Origin of the sequence: Kitasatospora sp. NPDC057940, assembly GCF_042887425.1 — a bacterium.
Taxonomy (GTDB): Bacteria; Actinomycetota; Actinomycetes; order Streptomycetales; family Streptomycetaceae; genus Kitasatospora.
Genome location: NZ_JBHVPH010000048.1, coordinates 1 through 24124, shown reverse-complemented (window position 1 = coordinate 24124; position 24124 = coordinate 1). Strand labels below are relative to the sequence as shown.

The 24124-nt window shown below is 73.7% G+C and carries 27 protein-coding genes; 20 read left to right on the top strand and 7 right to left on the bottom strand.

From position 1 onward, the window contains the following. The first annotated feature begins 43 nt into the window (after positions 1–43). The 12 genes from ACFVTF_RS37110 to ACFVTF_RS37055 all read left to right on the top strand — a co-directional run bounded on the left by ACFVTF_RS37110 (position 44) and on the right by ACFVTF_RS37055 (position 9720). On the top strand, positions 44–1129 hold the full coding sequence (locus tag ACFVTF_RS37110) for an ABC transporter ATP-binding protein (protein WP_371519354.1): 1086 nt from the start codon (positions 44–46) through the stop codon (positions 1127–1129). Positions 1130–1184: 55 nt separating this feature from the next. After that, complete coding sequence (locus tag ACFVTF_RS37105; RefSeq protein WP_387818551.1) at positions 1185–1940, top strand: HAD family hydrolase; 756 nt, start codon at positions 1185–1187, stop codon at positions 1938–1940. Positions 1941–1945: 5 nt separating this feature from the next. Beyond that, a complete protein-coding gene (locus tag ACFVTF_RS37100) occupies positions 1946–2266 on the top strand; it encodes a multidrug efflux SMR transporter (protein WP_363618628.1) in 321 nt (106 codons plus the stop codon). 100 nt (positions 2267–2366) lie between these two features. Then, positions 2367–2855 carry a hypothetical protein gene (locus ACFVTF_RS37095; protein ID WP_387818549.1) on the top strand — a complete coding sequence of 163 codons (489 nt, stop codon included), beginning with the start codon at positions 2367–2369 and terminating at the stop codon, positions 2853–2855. A 157-nt stretch (positions 2856–3012) separates the two neighbouring features. Continuing rightward, the gene (locus tag ACFVTF_RS37090; protein WP_387818547.1) at positions 3013–3309 is read left to right on the top strand and encodes a hypothetical protein; all 297 of its coding nucleotides are present in this window, start codon (positions 3013–3015) and stop codon (positions 3307–3309) included. Then, a complete protein-coding gene (locus tag ACFVTF_RS37085) occupies positions 3306–4619 on the top strand; it encodes a putative T7SS-secreted protein (protein ID WP_387818545.1) in 1314 nt (437 codons plus the stop codon). The genes ACFVTF_RS37090 and ACFVTF_RS37085 overlap by 4 nt, the downstream gene beginning before the upstream one ends. Then, positions 4612–5283 (top strand): hypothetical protein, encoded by a 672-nt coding sequence (locus ACFVTF_RS37080; RefSeq protein ID WP_387818543.1) that lies wholly within the window; start codon positions 4612–4614, stop codon positions 5281–5283. The genes ACFVTF_RS37085 and ACFVTF_RS37080 overlap by 8 nt, the downstream gene beginning before the upstream one ends. Continuing rightward, on the top strand, positions 5280–6173 hold the full coding sequence (locus ACFVTF_RS37075; RefSeq protein WP_387818541.1) for a hypothetical protein: 894 nt from the start codon (positions 5280–5282) through the stop codon (positions 6171–6173). The genes ACFVTF_RS37080 and ACFVTF_RS37075 overlap by 4 nt, the downstream gene beginning before the upstream one ends. Before the next feature lie 230 nt (positions 6174–6403). Beyond that, complete coding sequence (locus ACFVTF_RS37070; RefSeq protein WP_387818539.1) at positions 6404–6736, top strand: WXG100 family type VII secretion target; 333 nt, start codon at positions 6404–6406, stop codon at positions 6734–6736. A 30-nt stretch (positions 6737–6766) separates the two neighbouring features. Next, entirely contained in the window at positions 6767–8362 is a 1596-nt protein-coding gene (locus tag ACFVTF_RS37065) for a hypothetical protein (protein ID WP_387818537.1), read from the top strand. Positions 8363–8379: 17 nt separating this feature from the next. Beyond that, positions 8380–8943 (top strand): hypothetical protein, encoded by a 564-nt coding sequence (locus tag ACFVTF_RS37060; RefSeq protein ID WP_387818535.1) that lies wholly within the window; start codon positions 8380–8382, stop codon positions 8941–8943. A 162-nt stretch (positions 8944–9105) separates the two neighbouring features. Next, positions 9106–9720: a hypothetical protein gene (locus ACFVTF_RS37055; protein ID WP_387818533.1), complete on the top strand. Its 615-nt coding sequence runs from the start codon at positions 9106–9108 to the stop codon at positions 9718–9720. A gap of 58 nt (positions 9721–9778) precedes the next feature. Here ACFVTF_RS37055 and ACFVTF_RS37050 read toward each other — a convergent pair whose 3' ends face one another. The 5 genes from ACFVTF_RS37050 to ACFVTF_RS37030 all read right to left on the bottom strand — a co-directional run bounded on the left by ACFVTF_RS37050 (position 9779) and on the right by ACFVTF_RS37030 (position 13784). Further along, entirely contained in the window at positions 9779–10453 is a 675-nt protein-coding gene (locus tag ACFVTF_RS37050) for a phosphonatase-like hydrolase (protein WP_387818531.1), read from the bottom strand. Positions 10454–10464: 11 nt separating this feature from the next. Further along, on the bottom strand, positions 10465–11586 hold the full coding sequence (locus ACFVTF_RS37045; protein WP_387818529.1) for a TIGR03364 family FAD-dependent oxidoreductase: 1122 nt from the start codon (positions 11584–11586) through the stop codon (positions 10465–10467). Between the two features lie 124 nt (positions 11587–11710). After that, positions 11711–12226, bottom strand: a complete 516-nt coding sequence (locus ACFVTF_RS37040; RefSeq protein ID WP_387818527.1) for a pyridoxamine 5'-phosphate oxidase family protein — start codon at positions 12224–12226, stop codon at positions 11711–11713. 221 nt (positions 12227–12447) lie between these two features. Beyond that, on the bottom strand, positions 12448–13119 hold the full coding sequence (locus tag ACFVTF_RS37035) for a phosphatase PAP2 family protein (RefSeq protein ID WP_371519329.1): 672 nt from the start codon (positions 13117–13119) through the stop codon (positions 12448–12450). Next, on the bottom strand, positions 13116–13784 hold the full coding sequence (locus tag ACFVTF_RS37030; RefSeq protein WP_387818525.1) for a DedA family protein: 669 nt from the start codon (positions 13782–13784) through the stop codon (positions 13116–13118). Before ACFVTF_RS37030 ends, ACFVTF_RS37035 begins: the two co-directional genes overlap by 4 nt. A gap of 115 nt (positions 13785–13899) precedes the next feature. On the opposite strand from ACFVTF_RS37030, the gene ACFVTF_RS37025 reads away from it, so the two are divergent. From ACFVTF_RS37025 to ACFVTF_RS37015, 3 genes are all read left to right on the top strand, one after another. Further along, complete coding sequence (locus tag ACFVTF_RS37025; protein ID WP_387818523.1) at positions 13900–14355, top strand: BlaI/MecI/CopY family transcriptional regulator; 456 nt, start codon at positions 13900–13902, stop codon at positions 14353–14355. Beyond that, entirely contained in the window at positions 14355–15446 is a 1092-nt protein-coding gene (locus ACFVTF_RS37020; protein WP_387818521.1) for a M56 family metallopeptidase, read from the top strand. The genes ACFVTF_RS37025 and ACFVTF_RS37020 overlap by 1 nt, the downstream gene beginning before the upstream one ends. Before the next feature lie 241 nt (positions 15447–15687). Then, positions 15688–17211 carry a GAF domain-containing protein gene (locus tag ACFVTF_RS37015; RefSeq protein ID WP_387818519.1) on the top strand — a complete coding sequence of 508 codons (1524 nt, stop codon included), beginning with the start codon at positions 15688–15690 and terminating at the stop codon, positions 17209–17211. Here ACFVTF_RS37015 and ACFVTF_RS37010 read toward each other — a convergent pair. Then, complete coding sequence (locus ACFVTF_RS37010) at positions 17130–17630, bottom strand: SsgA family sporulation/cell division regulator (RefSeq protein WP_387818517.1); 501 nt, start codon at positions 17628–17630, stop codon at positions 17130–17132. The two genes, ACFVTF_RS37015 and ACFVTF_RS37010, sit on opposite strands and share 82 nt — an antisense overlap. Before the next feature lie 338 nt (positions 17631–17968). On the opposite strand from ACFVTF_RS37010, the gene ACFVTF_RS37005 reads away from it, so the two are divergent. The 4 genes from ACFVTF_RS37005 to ACFVTF_RS36990 all read left to right on the top strand — a co-directional run bounded on the left by ACFVTF_RS37005 (position 17969) and on the right by ACFVTF_RS36990 (position 22548). After that, on the top strand, positions 17969–19318 hold the full coding sequence (locus ACFVTF_RS37005) for a hypothetical protein (protein ID WP_387818515.1): 1350 nt from the start codon (positions 17969–17971) through the stop codon (positions 19316–19318). Between the two features lie 244 nt (positions 19319–19562). Continuing rightward, positions 19563–20822, top strand: coding sequence for a TerD family protein (locus ACFVTF_RS37000; RefSeq protein WP_387818560.1), 1260 nt, complete (start codon positions 19563–19565; stop codon positions 20820–20822). 175 nt (positions 20823–20997) lie between these two features. After that, positions 20998–21960: an SGNH/GDSL hydrolase family protein gene (locus ACFVTF_RS36995; protein ID WP_387818513.1), complete on the top strand. Its 963-nt coding sequence runs from the start codon at positions 20998–21000 to the stop codon at positions 21958–21960. A gap of 99 nt (positions 21961–22059) precedes the next feature. Further along, entirely contained in the window at positions 22060–22548 is a 489-nt protein-coding gene (locus ACFVTF_RS36990) for a GNAT family N-acetyltransferase (RefSeq protein ID WP_363627942.1), read from the top strand. Positions 22549–22557: 9 nt separating this feature from the next. Here ACFVTF_RS36990 and ACFVTF_RS36985 read toward each other — a convergent pair whose 3' ends face one another. Continuing rightward, positions 22558–23250 carry an RraA family protein gene (locus ACFVTF_RS36985; protein ID WP_371519321.1) on the bottom strand — a complete coding sequence of 231 codons (693 nt, stop codon included), beginning with the start codon at positions 23248–23250 and terminating at the stop codon, positions 22558–22560. A 149-nt stretch (positions 23251–23399) separates the two neighbouring features. On the opposite strand from ACFVTF_RS36985, the gene ACFVTF_RS36980 reads away from it, so the two are divergent. Further along, positions 23400–23993, top strand: a complete 594-nt coding sequence (locus ACFVTF_RS36980) for a Uma2 family endonuclease (RefSeq protein ID WP_387818510.1) — start codon at positions 23400–23402, stop codon at positions 23991–23993. The last annotated feature ends 131 nt before the right edge of the window (positions 23994–24124 follow it).

Here is a 24124-nt window from a genome sequence, read left to right as displayed (position 1 = left end):
GCACGGTCCTGAACCACCCCACGCTTTCCAGGAGTTACCAGCCATGACCACGGTTTCCGCCCCCGTCACCGGTGTCGCGCTCGCCCCCGGCGGCGCCACCGTCGAGTTCCGCTCGCTGCGCCGCTCGTTCGGCGCCACCACCGCCCTCGACGGCCTGGACCTGACCGTCCACCCGGGCGAACTGCTCGCCCTGCTCGGCCCGTCCGGCTGCGGCAAGACCACCGCGCTGCGCATCCTGGCCGGCTTCGAGCAGCACGACTCCGGCGAGGTCCTGGTCGACGGGCAGGACATCACCGCGATCCCCGCCCACAAGCGCGACGCGGGCATGGTGTTCCAGTCGTACAGCCTCTTCCCGCACCTGACCGCGCTGGACAACGTCGCCTTCGGGCTGCGGATGCGCGGCGCCGGCAAGGCCGAGCGCCGCAAGCGCGCCCAGGAGCTGCTGGAGCTGGTCGGCCTGCCGCACCGCGCCGAGCACTACCCGCACCAGATGTCCGGCGGCCAGCAGCAGCGCATCGCGCTCGCCCGGGCGCTCGCCCTGCAGCCGCGCGTGCTGCTGCTCGACGAGCCGCTGTCCGCGCTGGACGCCAAGGTCCGCCTCCAGCTGCGCGAGGAGATCCGCCGGCTCCAGCAGGAACTGGGGATCACCACCCTGTTCGTCACCCACGACCAGGAGGAGGCGCTGTCGATGGCCGACCGGGTCGCGGTGCTGCGCGCGGGCCGGCTGGAGCAGTGCGCCACCCCGTCCGAGCTGTACGGCCGCCCGGCCACCGCCTTCGTCGCCGAGTTCGTCGGCACCATGAGCCGCATCCCGTGCACCCGCACGTCCGACGGCGTCGAGGTGCTCGGCCGCCGGCACGCGGTGGACGGCGACCTGCCCGCCGACGGCGAACTCCAGGTGCTGGTCCGCCCGGAGAACGTCACCCTGACCCCGTCCGAGACCGGCCCGGCCCTGGTGATCACCGCGTCCTTCCTGGGCGCCGTCACCCGGCTCACCGTCCGCCTCGACGACGGCACCGAGGTCAAGGCCGACCTGCCGACCGAGGCCGCCGCCGCGCTGCCGGCCGGCTCGCGCGCCGAGCTCCTGCTGCCGGAGCGTCCGGTGCTGGTGGACCGCCGCACCGTCTGAGAGCCTCGAACCCCATCTGCGTAGCACCATCTGATGAACCACCGAAGGTACCGCCATGCCTGAAGCCCTGACGCCCGACTCCGCCCTGACGCCCGAATCCTCCGTGACACCCAGCCCCCTGGCCCCCGGCGCCCCGGCGCCCGAGGCCCCCCGCCCCGCCGCCGTCCTGTTCGACATGGACGGCACCCTGGTCGACACCGAGCAGCTCTGGTGGCAGGCCGCCGCCGAACTCGCCGACGAGCTCCACCACGCGCTCACCGACCAGGACGCCCCCGAAGTGCTCGGCCAGGCCGTCGAGCACACCGCCGCCCACCTGCACAAGGTCAGCGGCACCCCCCTCACCGAGGCCGAACTCGCCGCCCGGCTCGGCGAGTCCTTCGCCGCCAAGGTCGCCGCCGAGACCGTCCCGCGCCCCGGCGCGCTCGCCCTGCTGGCCTCCCTGCGGGACGCCCAGGTGCCCACCGCGCTGGTCTCCGCCTCCCCGCGCCGGGTCGTCGACCTGGTCCTCGCCACCATCGGCCGGGACTGGTTCGCCGTCACCCTGGCCGCCGAGGACACCCCGCGCACCAAGCCCGCACCGGACCCGTACCTCGCCGCCGCCGAACGGCTCGGCCTGGACCCGGCCACCTGCGTCGCCGTCGAGGACACCCCGACCGGGGTCGCCTCCGCCGCCGCGGCCGGCTGCGCCGTGCTCGCCGTGCCGTCCACCGCGACGCCGATGCCCGACGGCGGCCGGATCACCCTGCTCGCCAGCCTCGAACAGGCCGACCTCGCCCTGCTGGGGAAGCTCGGCGCCGCCCGGGCCGTTTGACCGGCATGCCCTATCTCCTGCTCTCCCTCGCCATCCTGAGCGAGGTCTGCGCGACCAGCTGCCTCAAGCTCACCGAGGGGTTCACCCGCCTCTGGCCGAGCGTGGGGGTGGCGGTCGGCTACGTGCTGTCCTTCGTACTGCTCGGGCGCGCGCTCAAGCACATCCCGGTCTCGGTCGCCTACGCCGTCTGGTCCGGGGCCGGGACGGCGGCGGTCGCCGGAATAGGCGTGGTCGCCTTCGGCGAATCGCTGGGACGCCTCCAGTGGCTGGGGATCGCCCTGGTGATCGTCGGAGTCGTCGTGCTCAACCTCAAGAACAGTCACTGACGGGCCGCCACCGGCCTTCGGTGCTGGTCAACTACCCTTTCGGAGCGGGAAGTCGGATGTGCCGACTGCCCGCTCCGAGCGGTTCGCTACCGTGGGCCCCATGAGCGATCCACGACCCCACCACTACCGCTTCGTCCACCGCGAGCTCGCCCGCCAGGTCCTCGAGTTCGGCCCGCGGCTGACCGTCCCGGACGCCGGCGGCAGCCTGCTGCCCGTCCTCACCGGCATCTGGGACAACCTCGGCCAGACCCTCCCGCCCGAGGACCGGCTGCCCAGCCACGGCCTGGACTGCCGGCACCTGCGGGCCGACGGCCACCCCCTGCTGCTCGTCACCCTCCCCACCCCGACCGGCGCCACCGAGGCCCACTTCGTCGCCGCCGTCCACCCCCAGGGCACCAAGACCGTCCGCTACGTGACCCTGGAGCACGCGGTCAACCCCTTCGACGGCAGCCCCGGCACCGTCCTCGGCGAGTGGTCCTCCGAAGGCCACCTCAACCACGGCGAAGGCCCCTCCCCCGTCGCCGAACTGTTCGTCGCCGCGGTGGCGAAGCTCGTCACCCCGAAGAAGCGCGGCTTCTGGCGCCGCTGAGCCCGACGGCGCGCGGCCGCCTCCCTGCCGCCGCCGCATGCTGGCGCATCGTCAAGATCCCGTCACCGCACCGTGAAGCACCCGCTCACAACGGATCGTCCGCGCACCGACTGCGGCTATGCTCGGCCGGTCACGCCATCGACACATCGGGGGAGCAGTGGCCGACTTCACGGTCAGCACCGAGTTCCTCGCCAAGCTGGCCAAGGACCTCAAAGGCTGCGGCGACGAACTCGACCAGGGACTCAAGGCGCTCAAGGAAGCGAGTCGCAGCGGACTGGGCTACGACTTCCTCGACGAGGCCTGCGGACACTTCCAGGGCACGTGGGAGTACGGGCTGAAGAAGGTCCGCGAGTGCGTCAAGATCCTCGACGAGGGCCTGGAGAAGGTGCAGCAGGGCTACGACAGCACCGAGCAGGACACCGCCAAGGCCCTCACCCCCCAGGGGCGCTCGTGACCGGCCCCGCGCCGGACTGGTCCGGCCTCGGCTTCGACCCGACCCCCGGCGACGCCGCCGCGGTCACCGGCCTCAGCGGGAGCCTGCGCCGGGTGGGCCAGCACCTGACCGACGTCCACACCACGCTCTCGCAGCTCTCCGCCGACCAGGGCCAGTGGACCGGCGAGGCCGCCAAGGCCTTCGCCGGCCAGTTCGGCAAGCTCCCCACGTACCTCCAGGACGCCGCCGACTCGATCACCGCCGCCTACCAGGCCCTCGACGTCTGGTACCAGGCACTGACCGAACACCAGCCCAAGGCCGCCGAGTTGGCCCGCGCCGCGGTCGCCGCCAAGCAGCAGAAGGAGCAGGCCGAACAGGCGCACACCGCCGCGGCCGCCGCCCCCGACCTCAAGCTCGCCGGCCGGACCTTCCCCGACGACGCCGCCCTCGCCGCCGCCGAACAGCGCTACACCAAGGCGAAGACCCACCTGGACGCGGCCGCCGCACTCGTCAGCAGCGCCGCCACCGACCTCACCCAGCTCCAGAAGCAGGCCCACGAACTCGCCGGGGGCCACAAGTCCGACGCCCACAAGACCGCGGCCGCCATCCGCAAGGCCGCCGACAGCAAGGCACCGCCGGAGCCCGGCTGGCTCAGCAAGGTCGGCAACTGGTTCAGCAAGCACGGCGCGGACCTGTTGACGGTGGCCTCGGGCATCTGCGGCGTCGCGGCCATCTTCTGCCCCGCGTTCGCGCTGCCCGCCATCCTGCTGAGCGTCGGCGCAGCCGGATGGCACGCGAAGCAGTACGGCGTCAAAGGACTGATGCCGACCAGCATGGCGAACCTCGGCAACGACCTCACCCTCGCCGGTGATCTCCTCGGGGCGCTCCCCGGAGGAGCACTCATCAAGGGCGGAGTCACCGCGTTCCGGGGCGCCCGTGCGACCGGAACCGGGGTCAAGGCCGTGAGCGCCGGCGCCACCGAGATCCGCACCGCCGCCAGGGCGATGGACCCGGCCAGCCCGGTCTTCACGACGGCCATCGAGAAGCCCGCCATCAAACTCGGGCTCTCCAAGGCCGCTGCGATGAACGTCTCCGACGGCGTGCAGGCAGCCAGTGGCGTCGCGCTGACGGCCCCCACCGCCTGGGGCCTCACCCAGGACAACCCGAGCCCGGGGCTGAGCGCCGCGGTGAACTACACCACGGGAGGCGGCACCGCGCTCAATGGTGCCGGAGCCGCCATCGGCGGCAGCGGGAAGAGCCGGATCGTACCCGGGCTGCTCGGTGCCGGCAGTGCGATCGTCACCGGTGTGTGGGGAGTCGGCCATGACTGACACGACCGCCCCGTCGTTCTGGCTCTCCCTGCCCGAAGGGTTCACGAGCATCGACCTGTCCGAGGATCCGGGCGACCGCATGAGTCGGATCGTGGACGGACTCGACGCGCTCACCGATGCCGGTCCGGGACAGAAGCTCGGCATCGCCATCTCCGCCGAACTCGCCCTCCAGGCGCAGCTGCGCGAGGGTGCGGTCCACGTCTCCAACTGCCTGGTGCAGACCGAGGAAGGCGCGATCGTCCAGGGCATGTTGAGCCTGTTCCTCCGCGAGCAGGAGCGAGGCGTCCCGGGCACCTACCCCCAGCGCGCCGCCGAGGAGCTCGCGGCCGCCTGGCCGGACGCCGACGTCGACGTCCTCGACTTCCCGCTCGGCCGTGCCACCGTGACCGTCCGCGACCTGGCCGTGCCCCTGTCCGGAGCGGTCTACGGCCTGCCCGGATCGGGCGTCGTCACCGTCCGCCTGCTGGAAGCCCTGTTCCCGCATCCGTGGCGCCCTCACGTGCTGGCCGTCGTCTTCACCACCCGGCACCTGGACTACTGGGACGGGTGGTCGGTCCTGGTGGGCGCCGCCATCAGCGGGATCTCTTTCTACCCTCCGCTCGAAGAAGCACAGAACGCCCTGTCGCCGGAGCGGCGGGACAACATCCGAAAGGCCTTCGGGTGACACTCGCCCAGCCCGCCCCGGAGGCGGGGAGCAAGCCGCACTGGCTCCGCCGCGGTGCCGTCCTGGTCGCCGTCCTGACCTGTCTGTCCGTCGGCATCGTCCTCGCGTTCGTTTACGTCGGCACCCTCCTGGCTTTCGGCTTGGGTGCGCTCTACATGGTCGCGACGGGCGTCGGACTCGCGAAGCTGAGAGGACCGGGGAACGACCCCGGTGGCAATGACGTCAGCGCCGGGCTGGTCCTCGTCTTCTTCGCCGTCCTCATCGCCACCGGTGCGGGCGCCGACGCCTGGCACAACCAGTTGCTGAGTTCGGGGCGGGACGTCAAGGCGATGGTCATCGCCGAGCACATCGACAAGTCGATCCGCGGCACGAAGCGGACCTACGACCTCTCCACGCAGGGCGAGGAGGTCCCCGGCGGGTCCCTGAAACCGGACAGCCGACGTTTCAGCCCCGGCGACTACGCCACCGTCCGGATGGACCCGACCGGCCGGGTCGCCCCCAAGCTGCCCGGGGAGGCCGACTCCCCAGCCTCCCTGTGGAGCGCGATCGGAATCAACGCAGGCATCGCCCTGTTCCTGCTGTGGTTCGCCTACGACAGCAGCAAGCCGCCCAGGGAGCCACGCCCGGCCGGACCGTGGCGCGAGCGCATGCGCCGACTCGACGGGCTGCCGCTCACCGCGGCGGCGACGGCGGTCTCAGTGCCCTGGCTCCTGTGCTTCCTGCTCGTCCAGAGCCGTCTCGGCCTGGCCCTGATGGTCGCGATCCCCTATCCCCTTGCCGGGTTGGCGGCCTTCGGCGCGCTCGTCCGCGACGAGGACCGGAAACAACCCCAGGGCCTGGTCCTCCTCGCGGTCGGTCTCGTCTTCACCGCGCTCGCCCTGTTCCTCTGACCGACCACCCGGCACGCCGCCGACTCAGCGGCACGCCGACCTCATCGTCCTCTCCTGGGACCTCGCTTCGACCGAACTGGCTGGCGAGGTCCCCGGCCGACGCGAGGCCGATCCGACCGGCCCGCCACGGCGTGACGCCCGTCACACCAGCGCTCGGCAACCCTGCCGCTCCGAACGGGCATCTCACTCCTCACTGCTCATGACACACGGACAGTACGGGGGGGAACACCATGGCAGATGACGGAGCGAAAGCCGGCGGCCCGGAGTTCAAGATCCGGCCGGGGGACCTGAAGGCGGCCGCGCCGACCTTCCAGGCCCAGAGCAAGGCCCTCAAGGACGCCCTCGACACGCTCAGGCACAGCCTCGCCGCCGCCGGCAGCCCGTGGGGCGACGACAAGCAGGGCAAGGAGTTCGCCCAGGCCTACAACGGCCCGCACGACCACGTGCTCTCCGCGCTGGACACCCTGGTCAAAGGCCTCACCAGCATCCACGACGGGCTGAACGCCCACGCCGACAACCACACCGACGCCGACGACCACGTCCGCAAGGACCTGACGCCGTGATCGGCCGCCCGCCGCGGAGGGAGCCGGCGCGTGGGTGAGTCCGCGGCCGAGAAGATCGTCCGCAAGGTCACCGGCCTGTGGTGGCCCGACGCCGACCCGGACCGGCTCCGCACGGTCGCCGCCGCCTGGGACACGATGGCCACCGCCATCGACAACGTCACCGCGCCCACCCACCAGGCCGCCGCCGCCATCGTCGCCAACAACCACGGCCCCGCCATCGACGCCTTCGGCAAGTTCTGGGGCCAGTACTACGGAGGCAACGGCAAGGGCTGGCTCCCCGATGTCGCCGCCGCCTGCCGCAACCTCGCCAAGGCCCTGCGCGCCTTCGCCGACGAGGTCGACAAGGCCCTCAAGCAACTTGAGGAGGAGGCCGCGATCGTCGGCGCGACCCTGGTCGCCGGCACCGCCCTCGCCGTCTTCACCGCCGGCATCTCCGAAGCCGCCGCCGGCACCGCCGCCGCGGGCATCATCGCCACCGCCGCGGGCCTCGGCGTCGCCGTCTCCGAAGCCGTCGCCACCATCGCCGCCACCATCCTCACCGGCGTCGTCTTCGGCGCCGTCGAGGCCATCGCCGTCGACCTCGCCGTCGCCCAGCCGATCCGCGTCGAGTTCTTCGACGACGGCGGCTACAGCCTCCAGGAGGCCGCCGACTCCGCCGAGACCGGCGGCGTGATGGGCGGCGCCGGAGGCGGCCTCGGCGCCGGCGGCCGCGTCGTCGCCAACGCCGCCGAGGGCACCGAGAACGCCTCCGTCGCCCTCGCCGGCCTCGCCAAGGCCGCGGGCGCCGCCGACACCCTCCCCGGCCGCATGCTCACCGGCGCCGGCCTCGCCTACGGCTACGACGCCACCTTCAAAACCGGCCCGGTCATGCCCCTCGACCTCATCCTCGGCGCCATCGGCAGCGCGGCAGCTCCCGGGGGCAGCACTCCGAAGCGCCGCCCCGGTTTCACCGGGGCCGACGCGAACGGCTGGGAGGGCGGACTCGGCGCCCGCCCGGAGCCCTGGCTCTCCGAATCGGGAACCCCGTACGCGATCGACCCGACCGGCACACCGAACAAGAGGGCCGTGCAGCGCTACGAGGACTACCGCACCAGGACGGACGATGTGATCGAGGTCGCCAAGGAAACCGGTGTCGATCCGCGGATCGTCCAGGTCGCCAAGGACAACCTCATGGTCAACCGGCATGACGTCCCGGTGGGACCGGGCGCACACAATGTCCTGAAGAACGTCCATTTCGAACCGGACCCGGCGGTCTCCACACCCTGGAACGCCGCCGTCAACGGATTCATAAAACCGGGCAGCATTCCACCGCTGCGCGGAACGCTCGCCCACGAGTATGTCGAGGCCAAGCTTCTCGAAGCCGGTCTCCCCTATCTTTCCAGCCATCCGGACGCGTGGAACTCGGAGGGCGCGCCAATTGTCCACCCCGATCATTTCGGCGCACACAATCTGGCACCGCGGAGCTATCACGAGGGAGAGGTGTCGGCGGACGGATCACTCGACCACTGGAAGCTCTACGGACTCAAGGCGCCCACCGGGGCCGTCGCCGAAGACCTCTCGAACCTTGATATCGTAGTCGATGCCGTTAAATCCCAACTCCGCGAGAAAGGTTATGATCTCAAGTGAGCACGGAAAATGTTCAGTTGATGGTCGACCGCCTCAAAGCCGTCCAGTGGACGGCCTATCGGGAGGGGGAGCGGAGGGCCTTTTCTCGCGCGGCGCTCATGAAGGAGTACTTCCGACGGGCCGCGCTCTGGCTCGATGCCTACGGGGAAACCGACGAATGGCCTTTCTTCGATCTCGCGGCGATTGTGGCGCCGGCCGTGCGGGCCGACCCGGCGGTGGTCTCCGACATCGAGGATTTCGTGGAGGACGCCTCCGGTTCGTGGCACGCGATCGAGTGTTCGGCGGCCGCCGTCCAGTGGGCCGCCCTGGGTGACGCCCCCGGGCCGGTGCTGCGTCCGCTGCCCGATCCCTTCGAGCCCCTGATCCGGGTCTACGAGCGCGGCGGCGCCGGTTTCTCGTTCGCCAACGGCTTCCTCGACTTCGGCATGCTGATGGTGAAGCGCGGCAACTGGCGCGCCCACCTGTCGCCGGAGCCCGTCGTCGAACTCGACGACGGCGTCCTCGACGACCTGGATGCGCAGTCCTGGGCCGAGTTCCGAGCGCTGGCGGCCCGCAGCGGACACCCGGTGGACAACAGCTGAGCAATAGCTCGCGGCCCTGCACCCTGCCTGACGAAGGCCCATACCTGCCTCTTCCTCCTCGGCGCCGAGGAAGTCCCCCTCCCGCCCGACCGGCCCCCGTGTCCGGGGGCGAGGGGACGCGTCGTACTCTTCCAGCCCGATCGGACGCACGCGGGGAGAGCCATGGGGACGATCAGGGACCGCAGCCGGGCCACCGCGCTGAGCACTGTCCTGATCCTGGGCGTCCCCGTGGGGACGTTCGGGCTGGTGCTCGCGGGCACCTACCTCGGCGGGGCCGTCGCGTCGCTGCTCGGGCTGGTGCTGGTGGTGGCCTGGGTGGTGGGTCTGGTGCGGCTGCTGGGGCGGTGGGTGGGCTGTTGGGTGGCGCTGTTCGCCGTTGTCCTCGCGGGCCTGGCGACGGGGGCCGTGGCCATGGCACGGGACGACGTGATCCTGCGGCTGTCCGGCGAGACGGTGACGGCCCGGGTCACCGGGGAGACGGACCGCCTCGCCGGGAAGCACCCGTCCTCGATGTACGACCTCGCGGCCGAGGACGGCACCGCGTTGCCCGGCGGCGAGTTGTCGACGGGGCTGCGCGCGCTCGCGGTCGGTGACCGGGTGACGGTCCGTTTCGATCCGGCCGGCCGCGCCGACCCGCGGCGCCCGGAGGACATCAGCCTTCCCCGGGATCTCGAGCTCGCCGTCGGGCTGACGGCCGTCCTGATGCTCGCCGTCGCCTGGCTGGGCCGCGAGTCGGCCCGGCAGCGGGGCGGCGGAGCGGCCGGGCCGGTGTCCTGACCTGGCCCCGGTGAGCAGGAAGTCGGCCGGGCCGACTTCCTGCTCCCGGAGGGATCGATCAGCCCAGCAGGGCGGGCAGTTCCGCGACCGAGCCGAGCACGTGCGTCGCCCCGTCGGCGCGCAGCCGGGCCTCGTCGTGGGCGCCGGTGAGCACGCCGGCGACGACGGACGCTCCGGCCCGTACGCCGGTCAGCATGTCGTAGCCGGTGTCGCCGGCGACGGCGATCTGCCGCACCGACTCGACTCCGGTCCGCAGCAGCGCGGTGAGCGCGAGGTCCGGGTAGGGGCGGCCGCGGCCGGCCTCGGCGGGGCTGAGGGTGAGGTCGGCGACGGACTGCCAGCCGAGGGCGGTGAGGATGCGGTCCTGGGTGGCCCGGGAGAAGCCGGTGGTGAGGACGACCTTCCGGCCCTGGCCGCGCAGTTCGGCGATGGCTTCGGCGGCGCCGGGCAGGGCGGCGCAGTGCCCGGCGTCGACGAGGTCGTGGTAGGCGGCCTCGAAGGCGGTGTTGGCCCGCTGGGCCTTGTCCTCGTCCCCGAAGAGGTGCCGGAAGACGGAGATCTTGGATTCGCCCATGGTGGCGCGGACGTGGTCCAGCATGGGGCCGAAGCCCGGGCTGCCGGCCTCGACGCCGAGCGTCCGGGCGGCGGCGGTGAAGGCCTGTTCGACGAGGCCGTCGTCGGCCACGGTGGTGCCGGCCATGTCGAGGACGACCAGGCGGATATCAAAGGACATGTCAACTACCCTTACAGGTTTGCGAGTTCGGCGGTGGTTTCGGCGATGGCCGGGGAGCAGGTCATGCCGCGGCCGCCGGGGCCGGTGACGAGCCAGACGCCGTCGCGGAGTCGTTCGCGGTGGACGACCCGGGTGGTGTCGACGCACTGCGCGTACACCCCGGCCCAGCGGCGGCGGACCCGCGGCAGGGGGCGGCCGAGCAGGTCCTCGGCCACGGCGACCAGGTGGTCGTACGGGTCCTCGACGACGTCGAAGCCGAACGGCTGGTCGTACTCGTGGGTGTCGCCGATGGTGAGGCCGCCGTCGCGCCGCTGGACCATGAGCAGCTGCATCTTGTGTTCGGCGGCGATGTCGGGCTGCGGCTGGGTGTCGCGGAGGCGGTCCAGGGCGGTGCCCGCGAAGGCGGGGTAGTAGCGGAAGCTGTCGCCGTCGGCGACGGAGGTGGTGAGGGTCTCGCCGAGCGGGTCGGTCTGCATCATCTGCAGCCGGACCTTGCGCACGGGCAGCGACGGGGCGAGTTCGCGGACGAGGCCGCCGATCCAGGCGCCGGTGCAGAGGATGACGAGGTCGCCGGTGTGGACGTCGCCGTGGTCGTCGCGGACGGCGTTCTCGCCGATCACGTCGCGGACCTCGCGGCCGGGCAGGAAGGTGTAGCGGCCGGTGGCCTGGAGGGCGGCGCGCAGCGCGGGCTGGGCGGTGCGGGGTTCGACGGCGGCGTCGCGCTCGCACCACAGGGCGCCGAGGAGTTCGCCGCGCAGGGCGGGGTTGGCGGCCCTGGTCTGGTCGGCGTCGAGCAGCCGGTAGCCGCGGGCGGCGGCGTCGGGCAGGGTGAGTGCCTGTTCGGCGACGGCGAGTTCGGCCTGGGTGCGGATCGCGGTGAGCGATCCGTTGGCGCGGAAGCCGAGGTCGGGGACGCGGGCGCCGATGCCTTCCCACAGTTCGCGGGCGCGCAGCGCGGTGTCCAGTTCCTCGCCCTGCGCGCGGCCGCTGACCCAGACCAGGCCGAAGTTGCGCACCGAGGCGCCGCGCGCCTCGGTCTCGCGCTCCAGGTGGACGACCTCGTGGCCGCGTTCGACGGCCTGCCAGGCGTGCATGGTGCCGAGCACGCCTGCTCCTACGACGATGACTCTCATGCGGCCAGGCTGGTGCGCCCAGGTGTCCTGGGGGCGTCCCGGTAGCGTCCCGCAGATGAATCGCCCGAAAAGTTGTACAGACAACCCGGGGAGCCGGGCCGGACCGGGCCGAGCCAGGCCGGACCTACGGCCGCAGCACCCGCGCCCGCAGGTAGTTGCGCCGCCCGAAGTTCGGCTCGTCCACCGCCGTCAGCTCCTCCACCTGGAACCGGTACAGCGCCGCCGCCCCGCCCCCGGTGAGGAACTGCCGCCGGACCTGCTCGTCCTGCGCGAAGGACGGGTACCGCCCCTGGTAGGCGGCCAGCGCCGCCTCGGCCTGCCGCCCCCAGGCCTCGCTCGCGCCGCCGGCCAGTTGCAGGCCGCGCAGCTGCTCGCCGAAGACCGGCGGCGGCAGGAAGACGGTGGCGGCGGCCCGGGCCTCCTCGGCGAGGTGGTGGCTGTGCCGGGTGGAGCGCTCGCTGACGAAGTACAGGACGAGGTCGCCGTCGTACGCGAAGAAGGCCAGGTTGGCGTGCGGGCCGTGCTCGTGGCCGGCGGTGGCGAGGGTGAGCACCATGGCCTCGGCGAGCAGTCCCTCGACGCCCTTGTGCGGCGACTCGCCCGGCCAGTCCCCCTGCGTGATGTCGAGTCGGTACGGCATTGGCACTCCCTCCGCTGGCACGCCCGGCGCTCCCGCGCCCCGGCACGACTGAGCCGGGCGGGTTCCCCGCGAAGGGGCCCCACGCCCGGCTCACATGCTCTACCCGCCACCCCGGCCAGACAAGGGTCGGACGGGCTACGGGGAGGCTACGGAATCAGCGCTGTCGGGTCTCGCCGCCAGTGCCGCCGGCACCCGCCAACAGTGCTGTCGGCACCCGCCGTTCAGTGCTGCCGCGTCCCGTACGCGGCGTGGCGGCCGGCCGTCACCGGCACCGCGCCCGGGCCGAGCAGCGGGCGCAGCGCGCCCGTCCGCATCCGGTCCACCAGCGGCCCGCAGCGGCCGGCGAGCGGCGCCAGCACCACCGCGACCAGGAGGCCGACCAGCGCGCCGACGGCCACGTCGTGCGGGTAGTGCACGCCGACCCAGACCCGGGAGGCGCCCATCAGCACCGCGAAGATCCCGGCGATCCAGCCGAGCCGCCGGTCGGCGAACCAGAGTGCGGTGGCGGCGGCGAAGGCGATCACGGTGTGGTTGCTGGGGAAGGACCAGTCACCGGCGCCGGGGCAGGTCTCCAGCGAGACGCTGCCGGGGATCTGGGCGCACGGCCGGACTTCTTCGACCATGCCCTTGAGCACCGAGTTGACGCCGTACGCGACGACCACGATCACCGGCGAGGCGAGCACCTTGGCCATCACGGCCGAGTCGGCGCCGCGCGCCCGCCACCAGGCGTAGAGCATGAAGACCGCGAACAGGCCGAGGCCGAGCGCCGACCAGACCTTGATCAGCTCGTCCAGCCAGTGCGGGGCGGCCTGCGCCCACCCGTTCACCCGGGTGTAGAGGCTGCCGTCGATGCCGCTGCCGTCGTAAACGGCGAGAGCCCGGGAGGACGTCACTTGTCACCTCCGTGACGGTGCGCCTTACGGGCGCGGAACAGTTCGAGAACAATGGGGAGCACGGAGACAACTACTACCAGACCGATGATCGGGAGCAGATATCTGTCGATGCTGGGGATCGACGATCCAAGCCCGTACCCGGCGAGCACGACGCCGACCGTCCAGACGGCGCCGCCGGTCACCTGCCAGAAGGTGAACGAGCGGACCGGCACCTCGAGCACGCCGCAGAGCGGGTTCAGCACCGTTCGGACCACCGGGATGAAGCGGGCGAGCACGATCGCCTTGCCGTGGCCGTACTTGCCCAGCAGTTCCTCGGCCCGCTCGACGCCCTGCAGCAGGCTCTTGCGCTCGGTGCGGCGCAGCAGCGCACGGCCGCCGCGCTTGCCGATCAGGTAGCCGACCTGGGCGCCGGCCAGCGCGCCGACCAGGGCGGCGGGCAGCACCTGGTAGAGCTCCAGCTGCGGCCCCTTGGTGGCGCCGGGCACGCACAGCAGGCCGGCGGTGAACAGCAGCGAGTCTCCGGGCAGGAAGAAGCCCACCAGCAGGCCGGTCTCGGCGAAGAGCACGACGGCGATGCCGAGTGCGCCGAAGGCGGCGAGCAGCGAGGACGCGTCCAGCGGGTTCACCGCGAGGTGAGCGGCCGGATCGGCGAGGAACTGAAGCAAGGCTGGCGGACCTCCCGTACGTTGGGGGGCGGTTCACAGCGGAACCCGCCCCGACCGTCTACAGTGACGTAGACGGTCTACATGACTGTAGACGAAACTTGGAGGAAGCGCCGCCATGTCCGACGTACCGTCCGCCCGCCGGCCCGCCGGGGAGCTGGAGGCCGAGGTGCTGGCCGCGCTCTGGTCGGCCCGGCAGCCGATGACCCCGCAGGACGTCCAGTCGGCCCTCGGCGGGGACCTCGCCCGCACCACCATCGCCACGATCCTCGCCCGCCTCCACGACAAGGGCACCGTGGAGCGCACCCGGGCCGGCCGCGCCTACGCCTACACCCCGACCGTCCAGGACACCGCGGGCCTCGCCGCCCGCCGGATGCACACCGAGCTCGGCCGCGAGGCCGACCGCTCCACCGTGCTCGCCCGCTTCGTCTCCGACCTCTCCGCCGAGGACGAGCAGCTGCTGCGCGACCTGCTCGGCGACGGCGCCCCGGGCCTCGACTCCACCCCGGGCATCGCCCCCGCCCCCGGCCACCGCGCCACCGGCCACGGCACCCCCGGGGCGGCCGGATCGTGATGATCGCCGTCTGGGCCCCGCTGCTGCTGCCGTTCCTGGCCGCCCCGCTGGCCCGCCGCCTCGCCGACGCGCTGCCGCCCCGGGCCGCCGCCTGGATGCTCGCCGGGACGTCCGCCGTGCTGGCCGGCGGCACCCTCTGCTCGCTCGGCCTGCTCGCCACCGCCGGGCTGCTCCAGCTCCCGCCGGTCGCCGCGATCGGCCACCTGTCGCTGCCCTGGCTCACCGCCGCCGCACCCGACGCGCCGGTGGCGGCCGCCGCCGCCGGTCTGGTGCTCGCCGCGCTGACCGCCCGGGCCGTCCGCACCGCCCGCCGCCACCGGCTGGAACTGCGCGAGGCCCGGGCCGCCCTCCCGGCCTGCGCCGCGCCGGCCTGCCCCACGCCGGCCGAGGGCCGGCATCCGGACGCACGCCCCGGGCACGTCACCAGGCGCCGGGCACGCACCCCGCAGGCCGTCCTGGCCGGCGCCCGCGCCCTGCTCCAGCCGGGCGAGCACCCGCTCGCCGTCCTCGACGACGAGCGCGCCGACGCCTTCGCCCTGCCGGGGCGCCTGCCCCTGCCCGGCCGGCCCGGCGAGCCCGGCCGGATCGTGGTCACCGCCGGCATGCTGCGCATCCTCAGCGGGCCCGAGCGGGCCGCCCTGCTCGCCCACGAGCGCGCCCACCTGACCGCCCGCCACCACGTCTTCCTCGCCCTCGCCGAGCACGCCGCCGACCTCCACCCGGCGCTGCGGCCGCTGCGCGCGCCCCTCGGGTACCACCTGGAGCGCTGGGCCGACGAGGTGGCGGCGGCCCGGGTCGGCGACCGCGCCGTGACCGCCCGCGCGGTCGGCCGGGCCGCCCTGGCCGCCAGCCGCTCCCCCTGGCCGGCCCGGCCCCGGCTCGTCCCCGCCGCCCACTCCGGGCCGGTCCCGCGCCGGGTCGCCGCCCTGCTCCAGCCCCGCCCGGCGGCCACCACCGGCACCCGCCTGCGCGCGGTCGCGATCGCGCTGGCCGCCTGCCTGGCGCTGAGCACCGCCGCCTCCCTGGAGGCCACCGCCGACCTGCACCACACCGTCGAGGCGGCCCAGCGCGGCACCGGCGCGGAACGCTGACCGCGGCACGATCCACCGAGCCCACACCAGGTCCGCACCAGGCCCGCGCAAGGCCCACGCAAGGCCCTCGTCGGGCCCCGCACCAGGCCCCCGCCAGTCATCACACCTCGGCATGTCCACGGTCATACCGTCCGGTATGCCGAGTTGGCAGACCCCGTCCCCAGACACTCACCGCCCCCGTACGCTTTCGTCAGCGCGTCGACCCCGGCGCGGCCTCGAACGGCGGCGAGGAGCAACGCGAGTGCGGCAGACCGGACGGCAGTCCCGACGACCAGAACGCCGCGCCACGCCGAGCACGGCCGAGCTGGCCAGGATCCACGACCGCACCCTCGCCGAAGCCGCCGCCCGCGAACTCGCCCAGCCCCCCTACCCCGACCCCGGCTCCCCCGGCCTGCTCGAACCCCGCCCCGAGATCGGCGACTCCTGGGCCCGGCTGCGCCGCCTCGGGCTCGACCCCGACGCCGGTGCCGCCACCGTCCACCTCGGCCCCGCCGAGATCGAGCAGCGCCGCCGCACCAGTGGCCTGGACGCGGTCCTGCCGGTGCTGCGCGACACCCTGCTCCAGCCGGTCGGCCAGAGCCCGCTGCTCCTCGCCATCGCCGACGCCGACGGCCACGTGCTCTGGCAGGAGGGCGAGCGCGCCCTGCGCCGCAGCGCCGACCGGATCGGCTTCCTCACCGGCGCCCGCTGGATCGAGGAGAGCGTCGGCACCAACGGCATCGCCGTCGCACTGCGCGCCCAGCGCCCGATGCACGTCCACTCCGCCGAGCACTACCTGCGCAGCCACCACTCCTGGACCTGTGTGGCCGCCCCCGTGCACGACCCGGGCACCGGGCGGCTGGTCGGCGCGATCAACCTCAGCGGCCCGGCCCGCAACGTCCGCCCGTACCTGCTGCAGCTCACCGCCACCGCCGCCCGGCTCGCCGAGACCGAGCTGCGCGCCCACCGGCTGGAGGCGCTGCACCAACTGCGCACCCTGGCCGCGCCCATGCTCGCCCGGGTGGCCGGTCCGGCCCTGGTGGTGGACTCCGCCGGGTGGATCGCCGCCGCGGCCGGGCTGCCGCCGCCCGGCCGGCTGCGGGTGCCGGTCGGCGGCTGGGGAACCGCCGCCGTGCACTGGGTGCCGGGCCTCGGCGAGTGCGCCCTGGAACCGCTCGCGGACGGCTGGCTGGTGCGCCCCGTCCGGCCGCCCGGGGCGGACGGCTCCGGCACGGTGACGGCCGAACAGGCCGAGCAGGCCGAGGGCGCCCGGCTCCGGCTCGACCTGCGCCGCCAGGACCGCCCGGAGCTGACCGTCCGGGGCACGGCCGGCAGCTGGTCGCACCCGCTCAGCCCGCGCCACGCCGAACTGCTGCTCCTGCTCGCCACCGGACGCGAGGGCAGCACGGCCGCGCAGCTCGCGGAGGCGCTGTTCGGCGACCCGGGCCGGACGGTGACGGTCCGCGCCGAGCTGTCCCGGCTGCGCCGCTACCTGGGCGGCCTGCTGGCCCACCGGCCGTACCGCATCGCCGAGTCGGTGCTGGTCACGGTGGACGGGCCGGACGACCCGTACGACCTGCTGCCGGCCTCCTCGGCCCCGGCCGTCCGGCGGCTGCGGACCGGGCTGGCCACGGGGACGGTCCGGCTGCCGGGTACGGTGCCCGTCCCGCCGCCGCGCGGGCCCGCCGGTGCCCCGACCGGGCCTCAGCCGCCGGCGAGCAGCGCGGCCAGCTGGGCGTCGGTCGGGCCGCAGGCGCGCTCCACCTCGGCGGAGACCAGCGCGTAGGTACGGTCCAGCCACGCCTGCACCCGGGGCTTGGAGGCCTCCAGCAGGGCGCTGCCGTGCGGTGATTCGAGCGCCAGGTGCAGCGTCGAGCCGTGGCACGGGCAGTACGCCGGCCACAGCTTGACGTCGCCCTGGCCGCTCAGCGTCTGGAGACCGTCGCTCAGCAGCTCGCGCGAGAACACCCAGTCGGCCTCGTCGGGCCGCCCCAGATGGAAGGTCAGCAGCACCTCGTACGGGCGCGCGGCCTCGAACCGGAACCGGGTGCGCACCTCGCCGACCACCTCCTCGCCCAGCGAGATCCGCAGCATCAGCACCTCCTCCACCGCCGCCGGAGCGGCGGTGGAGCCGTCCCCATCGCCGCCCGTGGGGGTGGCGGCGAGGGGTGCACTGGAGGCTGCGGACAGCGGGTCGGGCGGCATGACGGTCTCTCCGGGACGGCGTGGGATGACCTCAGCCTGAGCCACTTCCGGCCGGGCGGGCAAGGGTTGCAAGGAGGTTGCATTAATCCCCGCCGGGCGGCCCGTCCGCCGTCACCGACTTATCAGACGGATCGTCAACTTCCTTCCTTCGAACGGGTGTCCACGAAATGGATCAAAACCGTCCAGGCCGCGACGAGCCGCTGGTACGCTCTCCCCCTCCCGGCGCGGGCCCCACCCGGACCCCGGCCGACCGACCCCGGGCGGCCGATGCCGGCCCGGTGGCAGCGCATGGGAGAATACCGCGACCGCGACGGCGACTTCGGGGAGGGAGGGGTCCGGTGGCTGCGCGCGAGGACACTGCGCGGGACGTTCGGCACGAACCCGAACGGCACGGCCGGCACGGGCGGCCGCGCCCGTTCGGCGGCCGGTTCCGGCTGCCCACCCTGCGCTTCTCCGGTGCCGCGATGGCGATGTCCACCGTCGTCGGCATCAGCATCGCCACCACCCTCCTGCTCAACGAGCAGCAGGGCGTGGGCCGGCGGGCCGGGGTCGCGCGCGTCGGCTCCACCCCGCCGCCCACCCCCGCCGCGGGCGACCAGGCCGAGGCCGCCGCCGACCGGGCCCCGACCGCGCCGAACCCCACCGCACCGAACCCCACCGACCTCCCGGCCACCGGCCGGCCGCCCGCACCGAGCCCCTCGGCGCACCGCCCGGGGGCGGCGGAGGACACGGCCGCCGCAGCCGCCTCGCCCAGCGCCTCTCCCCGCGCGCCCGGCACCCGGTCGGCGCTCCCGGAGCCCACCGGCGGACAGGCCGCGGCCGAACCCCTGGCCGACCACGGCCCCGGCACCCGGACGGCCGGCACCGGTGAGCCCGCCGCAGTGGCCGACGCCGCCGCGCCCTCGCCGTCGGCCCAGCCCGTCGCGCCCGCCGCCGAGCAGCCGGCCGACCCCTCCTCGCCCTCCCCCTCGCCGACCACGCCGCACGCGCCCGGGCCCCGCCCGGCCGTCCCGGCACAGCCCGCACCGCCGCCGCCCGGCGCGGCCGTCCCGGGCACCGGCGCCCCGACCGCCGGCACCCCCGACCCGGACGCCGACCCGGACGCCGGCCAGGCCCTGACCGGCGTCGCCACGGTCACACCGCTCGGCCGGGACGGCCTCCGGCACCAGCTCGACCTCACCGCCGCCGAGCCGCTCACCGCATTTCAGGCCGAATTCCGCCTCGTCCCGGGCGAGTTGGCCCCCGGCAGCGGCGCCGCCTGGACCGACCTGCCCGGCGCGGTCGTCACCGCCCAGCAGGAGCGCGGCACCCTGGTCTACCGCTTCACCACCCCGGCCGGCATCGACGTCCCGCCCGGCCACTACGCCTTCGGCGTGCGCGGCACCCGCCCCGCCGCCGCCCCCTCGGGGCCCACCGGCCCGTCCGGCCCGTCCCTCCCGTCCGGCCCCTCGCTCCCGTCCGGTCGGCCCGCTTCGTCCGGCCCGGTCCGCAAGGCCGCCGCGGCGGAGAGCTGGAGCGCCGCCGCCTTCGGCATCGACCGGCCCCGGGCGGTCTCCGCTCTCGGCTCCTTCGGCCCGGTCGCACCGCAGCCGATCGCACCACAGCCGGTCACACCGCAGCCCGCCGTGCCCGAGGCACCCGGGCTCCCGCCGCGCCCCGGCGCACCGACGGCCTTCACCCCCCGCTGACCTCCGGCCGCGACGAGCCGCCACCTTGCCGCCTCGCTGCCTCGCCAGGGTCTGCCGCCCAACCCCGCCGCCCGGCCGTACCGTCCGTACCGTCCGTACCGTCCGACGATCCGACAGGTCACCGCCCCGGACGGGCTCATCCCGACGCGCCCGTTCGTTACTGTGGGCAGCACCCGGCCCGGCGGTCCCAGCGGCCCCGGCCGGCCGCCGTTCCGCATCCGAGGAGGAGTCCGTGTCCACCGTCCTGACCCAAGGCGGCAACGCCCCGCTGACCGCCGCGCGGGTGACTGTCGAGGTCACCGCGCCCAAGGCGCTGGACGTCTCCGGTCTGCTGCTGACCGACGCCGGAAAGGTGCGCTCGGACGACGACTTCGTCTTCTTCAACGCCCCGCACGGCCCCGGCGTCAGCCACCGCCCGGCCGCCGCCGGAGCGCCGGACGCGATCACCGTCGACACCCTGGCCGTCCCGGCCGGCATCACCAAGATCGTGGTGACCGCCAGCCCCGCCGACCAGTCCTCCACCTTCGCCGGAATGGAGCCGACCGCCACCGTCCGCGACGCCGACACCGGGCAGGCCCTGGTCACCTTCACCCCGCCGCAGCTGGGCCAGGAGACCGCACTCATCGTGGTCGAGGTCTACCAGCGCGGCGGCGCCTGGAAGGTGCGCGCGGTCGGCCAGGGCTACGCCAACGGCCTGGCGGGCATCGCCACCGACTTCGGCGTCTCCGTCGACGACTCCCCGGCCGCGGCCCCCGTCGCCCAGGCCCCGGCCCCGGTCCCCGCCACTCCTCCCGCGGCCCCGCCCGCCCCTCCGGCCGCTCCCCCGGCTACCCCCGTCGACCCGCGGATCGCCCTCGCGGCCACCCCGCCCGCGCCCCCCGCGCCCCCCGCGCCCCCGGTCGCCCCGCCGGCCCCGGCCGCCCCCGCCAAGGTCACCCTGGACAAGGGCCGGGTCAACCTGGTCAAGGGCAGTTCGGTCTCCCTGGTGAAGAACGGCCGTCCGTTCCTCTCCTCGGTCCGGATGGCGCTCGGCTGGGAGCCCGCCGGCCGCGGCCGCAGCGTCGACCTGGACGCCTCCTGCCTCGCCTTCGACGCCCAGCGCAAGAAGCTGGAGATGGCCTGGTTCATGAAGCTGACCGTCTTCAAGGGTGCGATCGCCCACTCCGGCGACAACCTCACCGGCGGCGGAGCCGGCGACGACGAGTCGATCACCGTCCACCTGGACGGCCTGCCGGCCGAGGTCACCGGCCTGGTCTTCGTCGTCAACTCCTTCTCCGGCCAGCGGTTCACCGAGGTCAAGAACGCCTACTGCCGCCTGCTGGACGCCCGGACGGAGGAGGAGCTGGTCCGCTTCGACCTCACCCACTCCGAGCCGCACACGGGCGTGGTGATGTGCAAGCTGGTCCGGCAGTCGTCCGGCGAGTGGGTGATGACCGCGCTCGGCGAGTACGTCGACGCCAAGACCGCCCGGGCGATGGTCGATCCGTCCGCCGCCCTGCTCTGAACCGTCGCGCCCCACCCCTCACCGACCCGCCCTGACGCCCAGGGCCGATCGGCCCAACGTCAATACCGCACACGCGAATTCACCCTCCTGAGGGATCAAGTCGTCCACCCACCGACTCGATTTACCTCTAGGGGGGTGAATCGCGCTCTCCCGCGCACTCGTTGAGGGAGAGACCGTGCCACGCTTCCTGTCCCGCCTCGCCGTCGCCGGCACCGCCGTCGCACTCACCGCCGGCCTGGTCACCCCGTCCGCCGCCCAGGCCGCCGCCCAGCCGACCAACCGCGTCCGGAGCCTCACCTGGGTCGCCCTCGGCGACTCCTACACCGCCGGCGTCATCGAGGCCACCGGCGCCGAGACCGAGCCCCGCGACGGCTGCGCCCGCACCACCCTGTCCTACCCCGAAGTGATCCGCGACGACCTCCGCGGCCTGGTCGACCTGCGCAACGTCAGCTGCGGCGGCGCCACGGTCAAGGACGTCTACCAGACCAAGGGGGCCCCGTCCGGCCGCCCGCTGCCGCCGTTCGGCGCCGACCCGGACGCCCCCTTCGCGCCGGTCCCGCCGCAGATCGACGCCGTCCCCCCGAGCGCCGGCCTGATCACCGTCGGGATCGGCGGCAACACCCTCGGCTTCGCCGAGATCCTCAAGAGCTGCATCGAACTCGGCGCGACGAACCTCGGCCGGGGCACGCCCTGCAAGGACAAGTTCGACGCGAGCCTGCCCGACCGCTTCAACCAACTGCGCGGCGACTTCGACCAGATGCTCGGCGCCCTGCACGCCAAGGCCCCGTCCGCGCGACTGCTGGCCGTCGGCTACCCCCACCTCGTCCCCGAGGACGCCACCCGCTGCACCTACGGCAACCTGGAGCAGTTCGCCACCTTCACCACCGGCGACCTCGCCTGGGCACGAACGGCCATCCTGGAGCCGCTCAACGCGACCATCGCCCAGCGGACCGCCGCCCGCGGCGACACCTTCGTCGACCTCTACCCCTCCACCGCCGGCCACAGCGTGTGCGACCAGGACCACTGGCTGGACGGCGTGCTGACCAGCATCATCCCGCTGCACTACGCCCTGGTGCACCCCAACGCCAAGGGCCAGGCCCACGCGGCCACCCTGGTCGAGGACGCCGTCCTGAACTGACCGGCCGCACCGCAGCCGGCCCCACCGCAGGCGCCCGCGCACCGAGGACCGGTCGAAAACCAGTGGCAGGCCCTTCCCCCCGCAGATCATGCTCAGCGGATGCTCATCCGCGAAGCCACCCCCGAGGACTGGCCTGCCGTCTGGCCCTTCTTCCACACCGTCATCGCCGCCGGCGAGACGTTCCCCTACCCCCTCGACCTGTCCTCCGACCTCGGCCGGGAGTGGTGGATGCTCGCCGCCCCCCATCGCACGGTGGTCGCGGTGGACGAGGCCGGCACGGTCGTCGGCACCGCCAACATGACCCGCAACCGCCCCGGCAACGGCGCGCACGTGGCCAGCGCCAGCTACCTGGTCGACCCGGCGCACCACGGCCGCGGCATCGGACGGGCCCTGGTCGAGTACACCCTCGACTGGGCCCGCGCCAACGGCTACCGCGCCATGCAGTTCAACGCCGTGGTCGCCAACAACCACCACGCCGTGAAGCTCTACCGGTCCCTCGGCTTCGACATCGTCGGCACCGTCCCCGAAGCCTTCCACCACCCCGTCGACGGCTACGTCGGCCTGCACGTCATGCACCGTGCGCTGTAGGGGAGTTCGCTACTCCTCGATCGCCCCGCCGACCCGCCGCAGGTGCTGCCGGAAGCTGTACGACGGGTCGGCGGCGCGGCGCTCCAGGTACTCGTCGAAGGCGGTCTGCCGGCGCAGCGTGTCGCCGGAGGCGATCCGCCCGGCCTGCGCGCGCTCGGTCCCGGCGATCGCGGCGGCCGTCTCCAGCACCTCCCCGGCCCGGTCGGCCGGGACGAACAGCACCCCGTCCGCGTCGCCGAACACCACGTCCCCGGCGCCCACCAGGTGCGGCCCGACCCGCGCCGTCACCAGCGCCTCCGGCTCCCGCCCGTCCAACCGCACCGGCCCCAGCGGCAGCGCGCCGTAGCTGAACACCGGCAGCCCGATCTCCACCAGTTCGGGGGTGTCCCGGTGCAGCCCCCACACCACGATCCCGGCGACCCCGGCGGCCCGCGCCTCCAGCACCGCGAGGTCCCCGATGCAGGCCTCGTCGGTCCGCCCGCCGTTGTCGATCACCAGCACGTCACCGTCCCGGGCCGCCCCGTACGCCTCCAGGAACACGTCCACGCTCCCGTAGTGCCGCACCGGCAGCACCCGCCCCGCGACCCGCCCCCCGGCCACCACCGCCGCCACCCCCACCGGCGCCGCCCTGAGCCCCACCCCCAACCGCACACACGCATCCGCCACCAACGGCGTCGACAACCCCGCGAACTCCTTCAGCATCCCCAACTCCTCCCACCAAAGCCCCAGTTCATCAGCATCGAGATCCTATGCCGGGCCTCAAACTCACACCATCGAGTGAAAACCAACCGTGCACGGCATAACTCCGTCGAGCACCGAATAGCGTGACGCATATCTGAAGGAGGGGCATCATGAGTGCTGTGGCGCATGAGCAACCGATCACGGACTCCCCATCGCAGGCCGACATCCTGCTGGAGAGCTTCCTGAGCCTGCACTCCCCCGAAGGCTTCCGAGCCGAGCTCATCGAGGGAGAGATCATCGTGGCACCACCGCCGGACGGCAACCACGAGGACTACATCGACCTGCTGATCGACCAGGTGAAAGCAAAGTCCCAGGTCCACATGCAGGCATCGGGCCATAAGGGCCTCCGCCTGGTGAGCGGCGGCCTCTGCCCGAAGAACCACGTCATCCCGGATACGACCTTCGCTCCAAGGGAACTTCGCCTCTTCCGCGACGCGCCGCCCTGGATGGAGCCCGACGGCGTCGCGATGGTCGCGGAGGTCACCTCCAGCAGGCCCGACCAGGACCGCATCGCCAAACGCCACTGCTACGCCCGCGCCGCGATCCCGCTGTACCTCCTGATCGACCGCGAGCGGGCCCAGGTCAGCCTCTTCAGCAATCCCCACCGCGACGAGTACACCGAGGTGCACCTGGCAGCCTTCGGCGAACCGCTCGCCCTCCCCGCCCCGTTCGAGTTCGAGTTGGACACCAAGGACTTCCTCTAGAAGTCCCGGGAACGCGACAAACGGCCCGCACCCCCCCTTGGGTTCAAGGGGTCGTCGCAACACCGCTTGGTTTCAGACGGTGAGTAGATCACGTAGACGCTCGGCTGGGGTATCCCAGCCGAGCGTCTTGC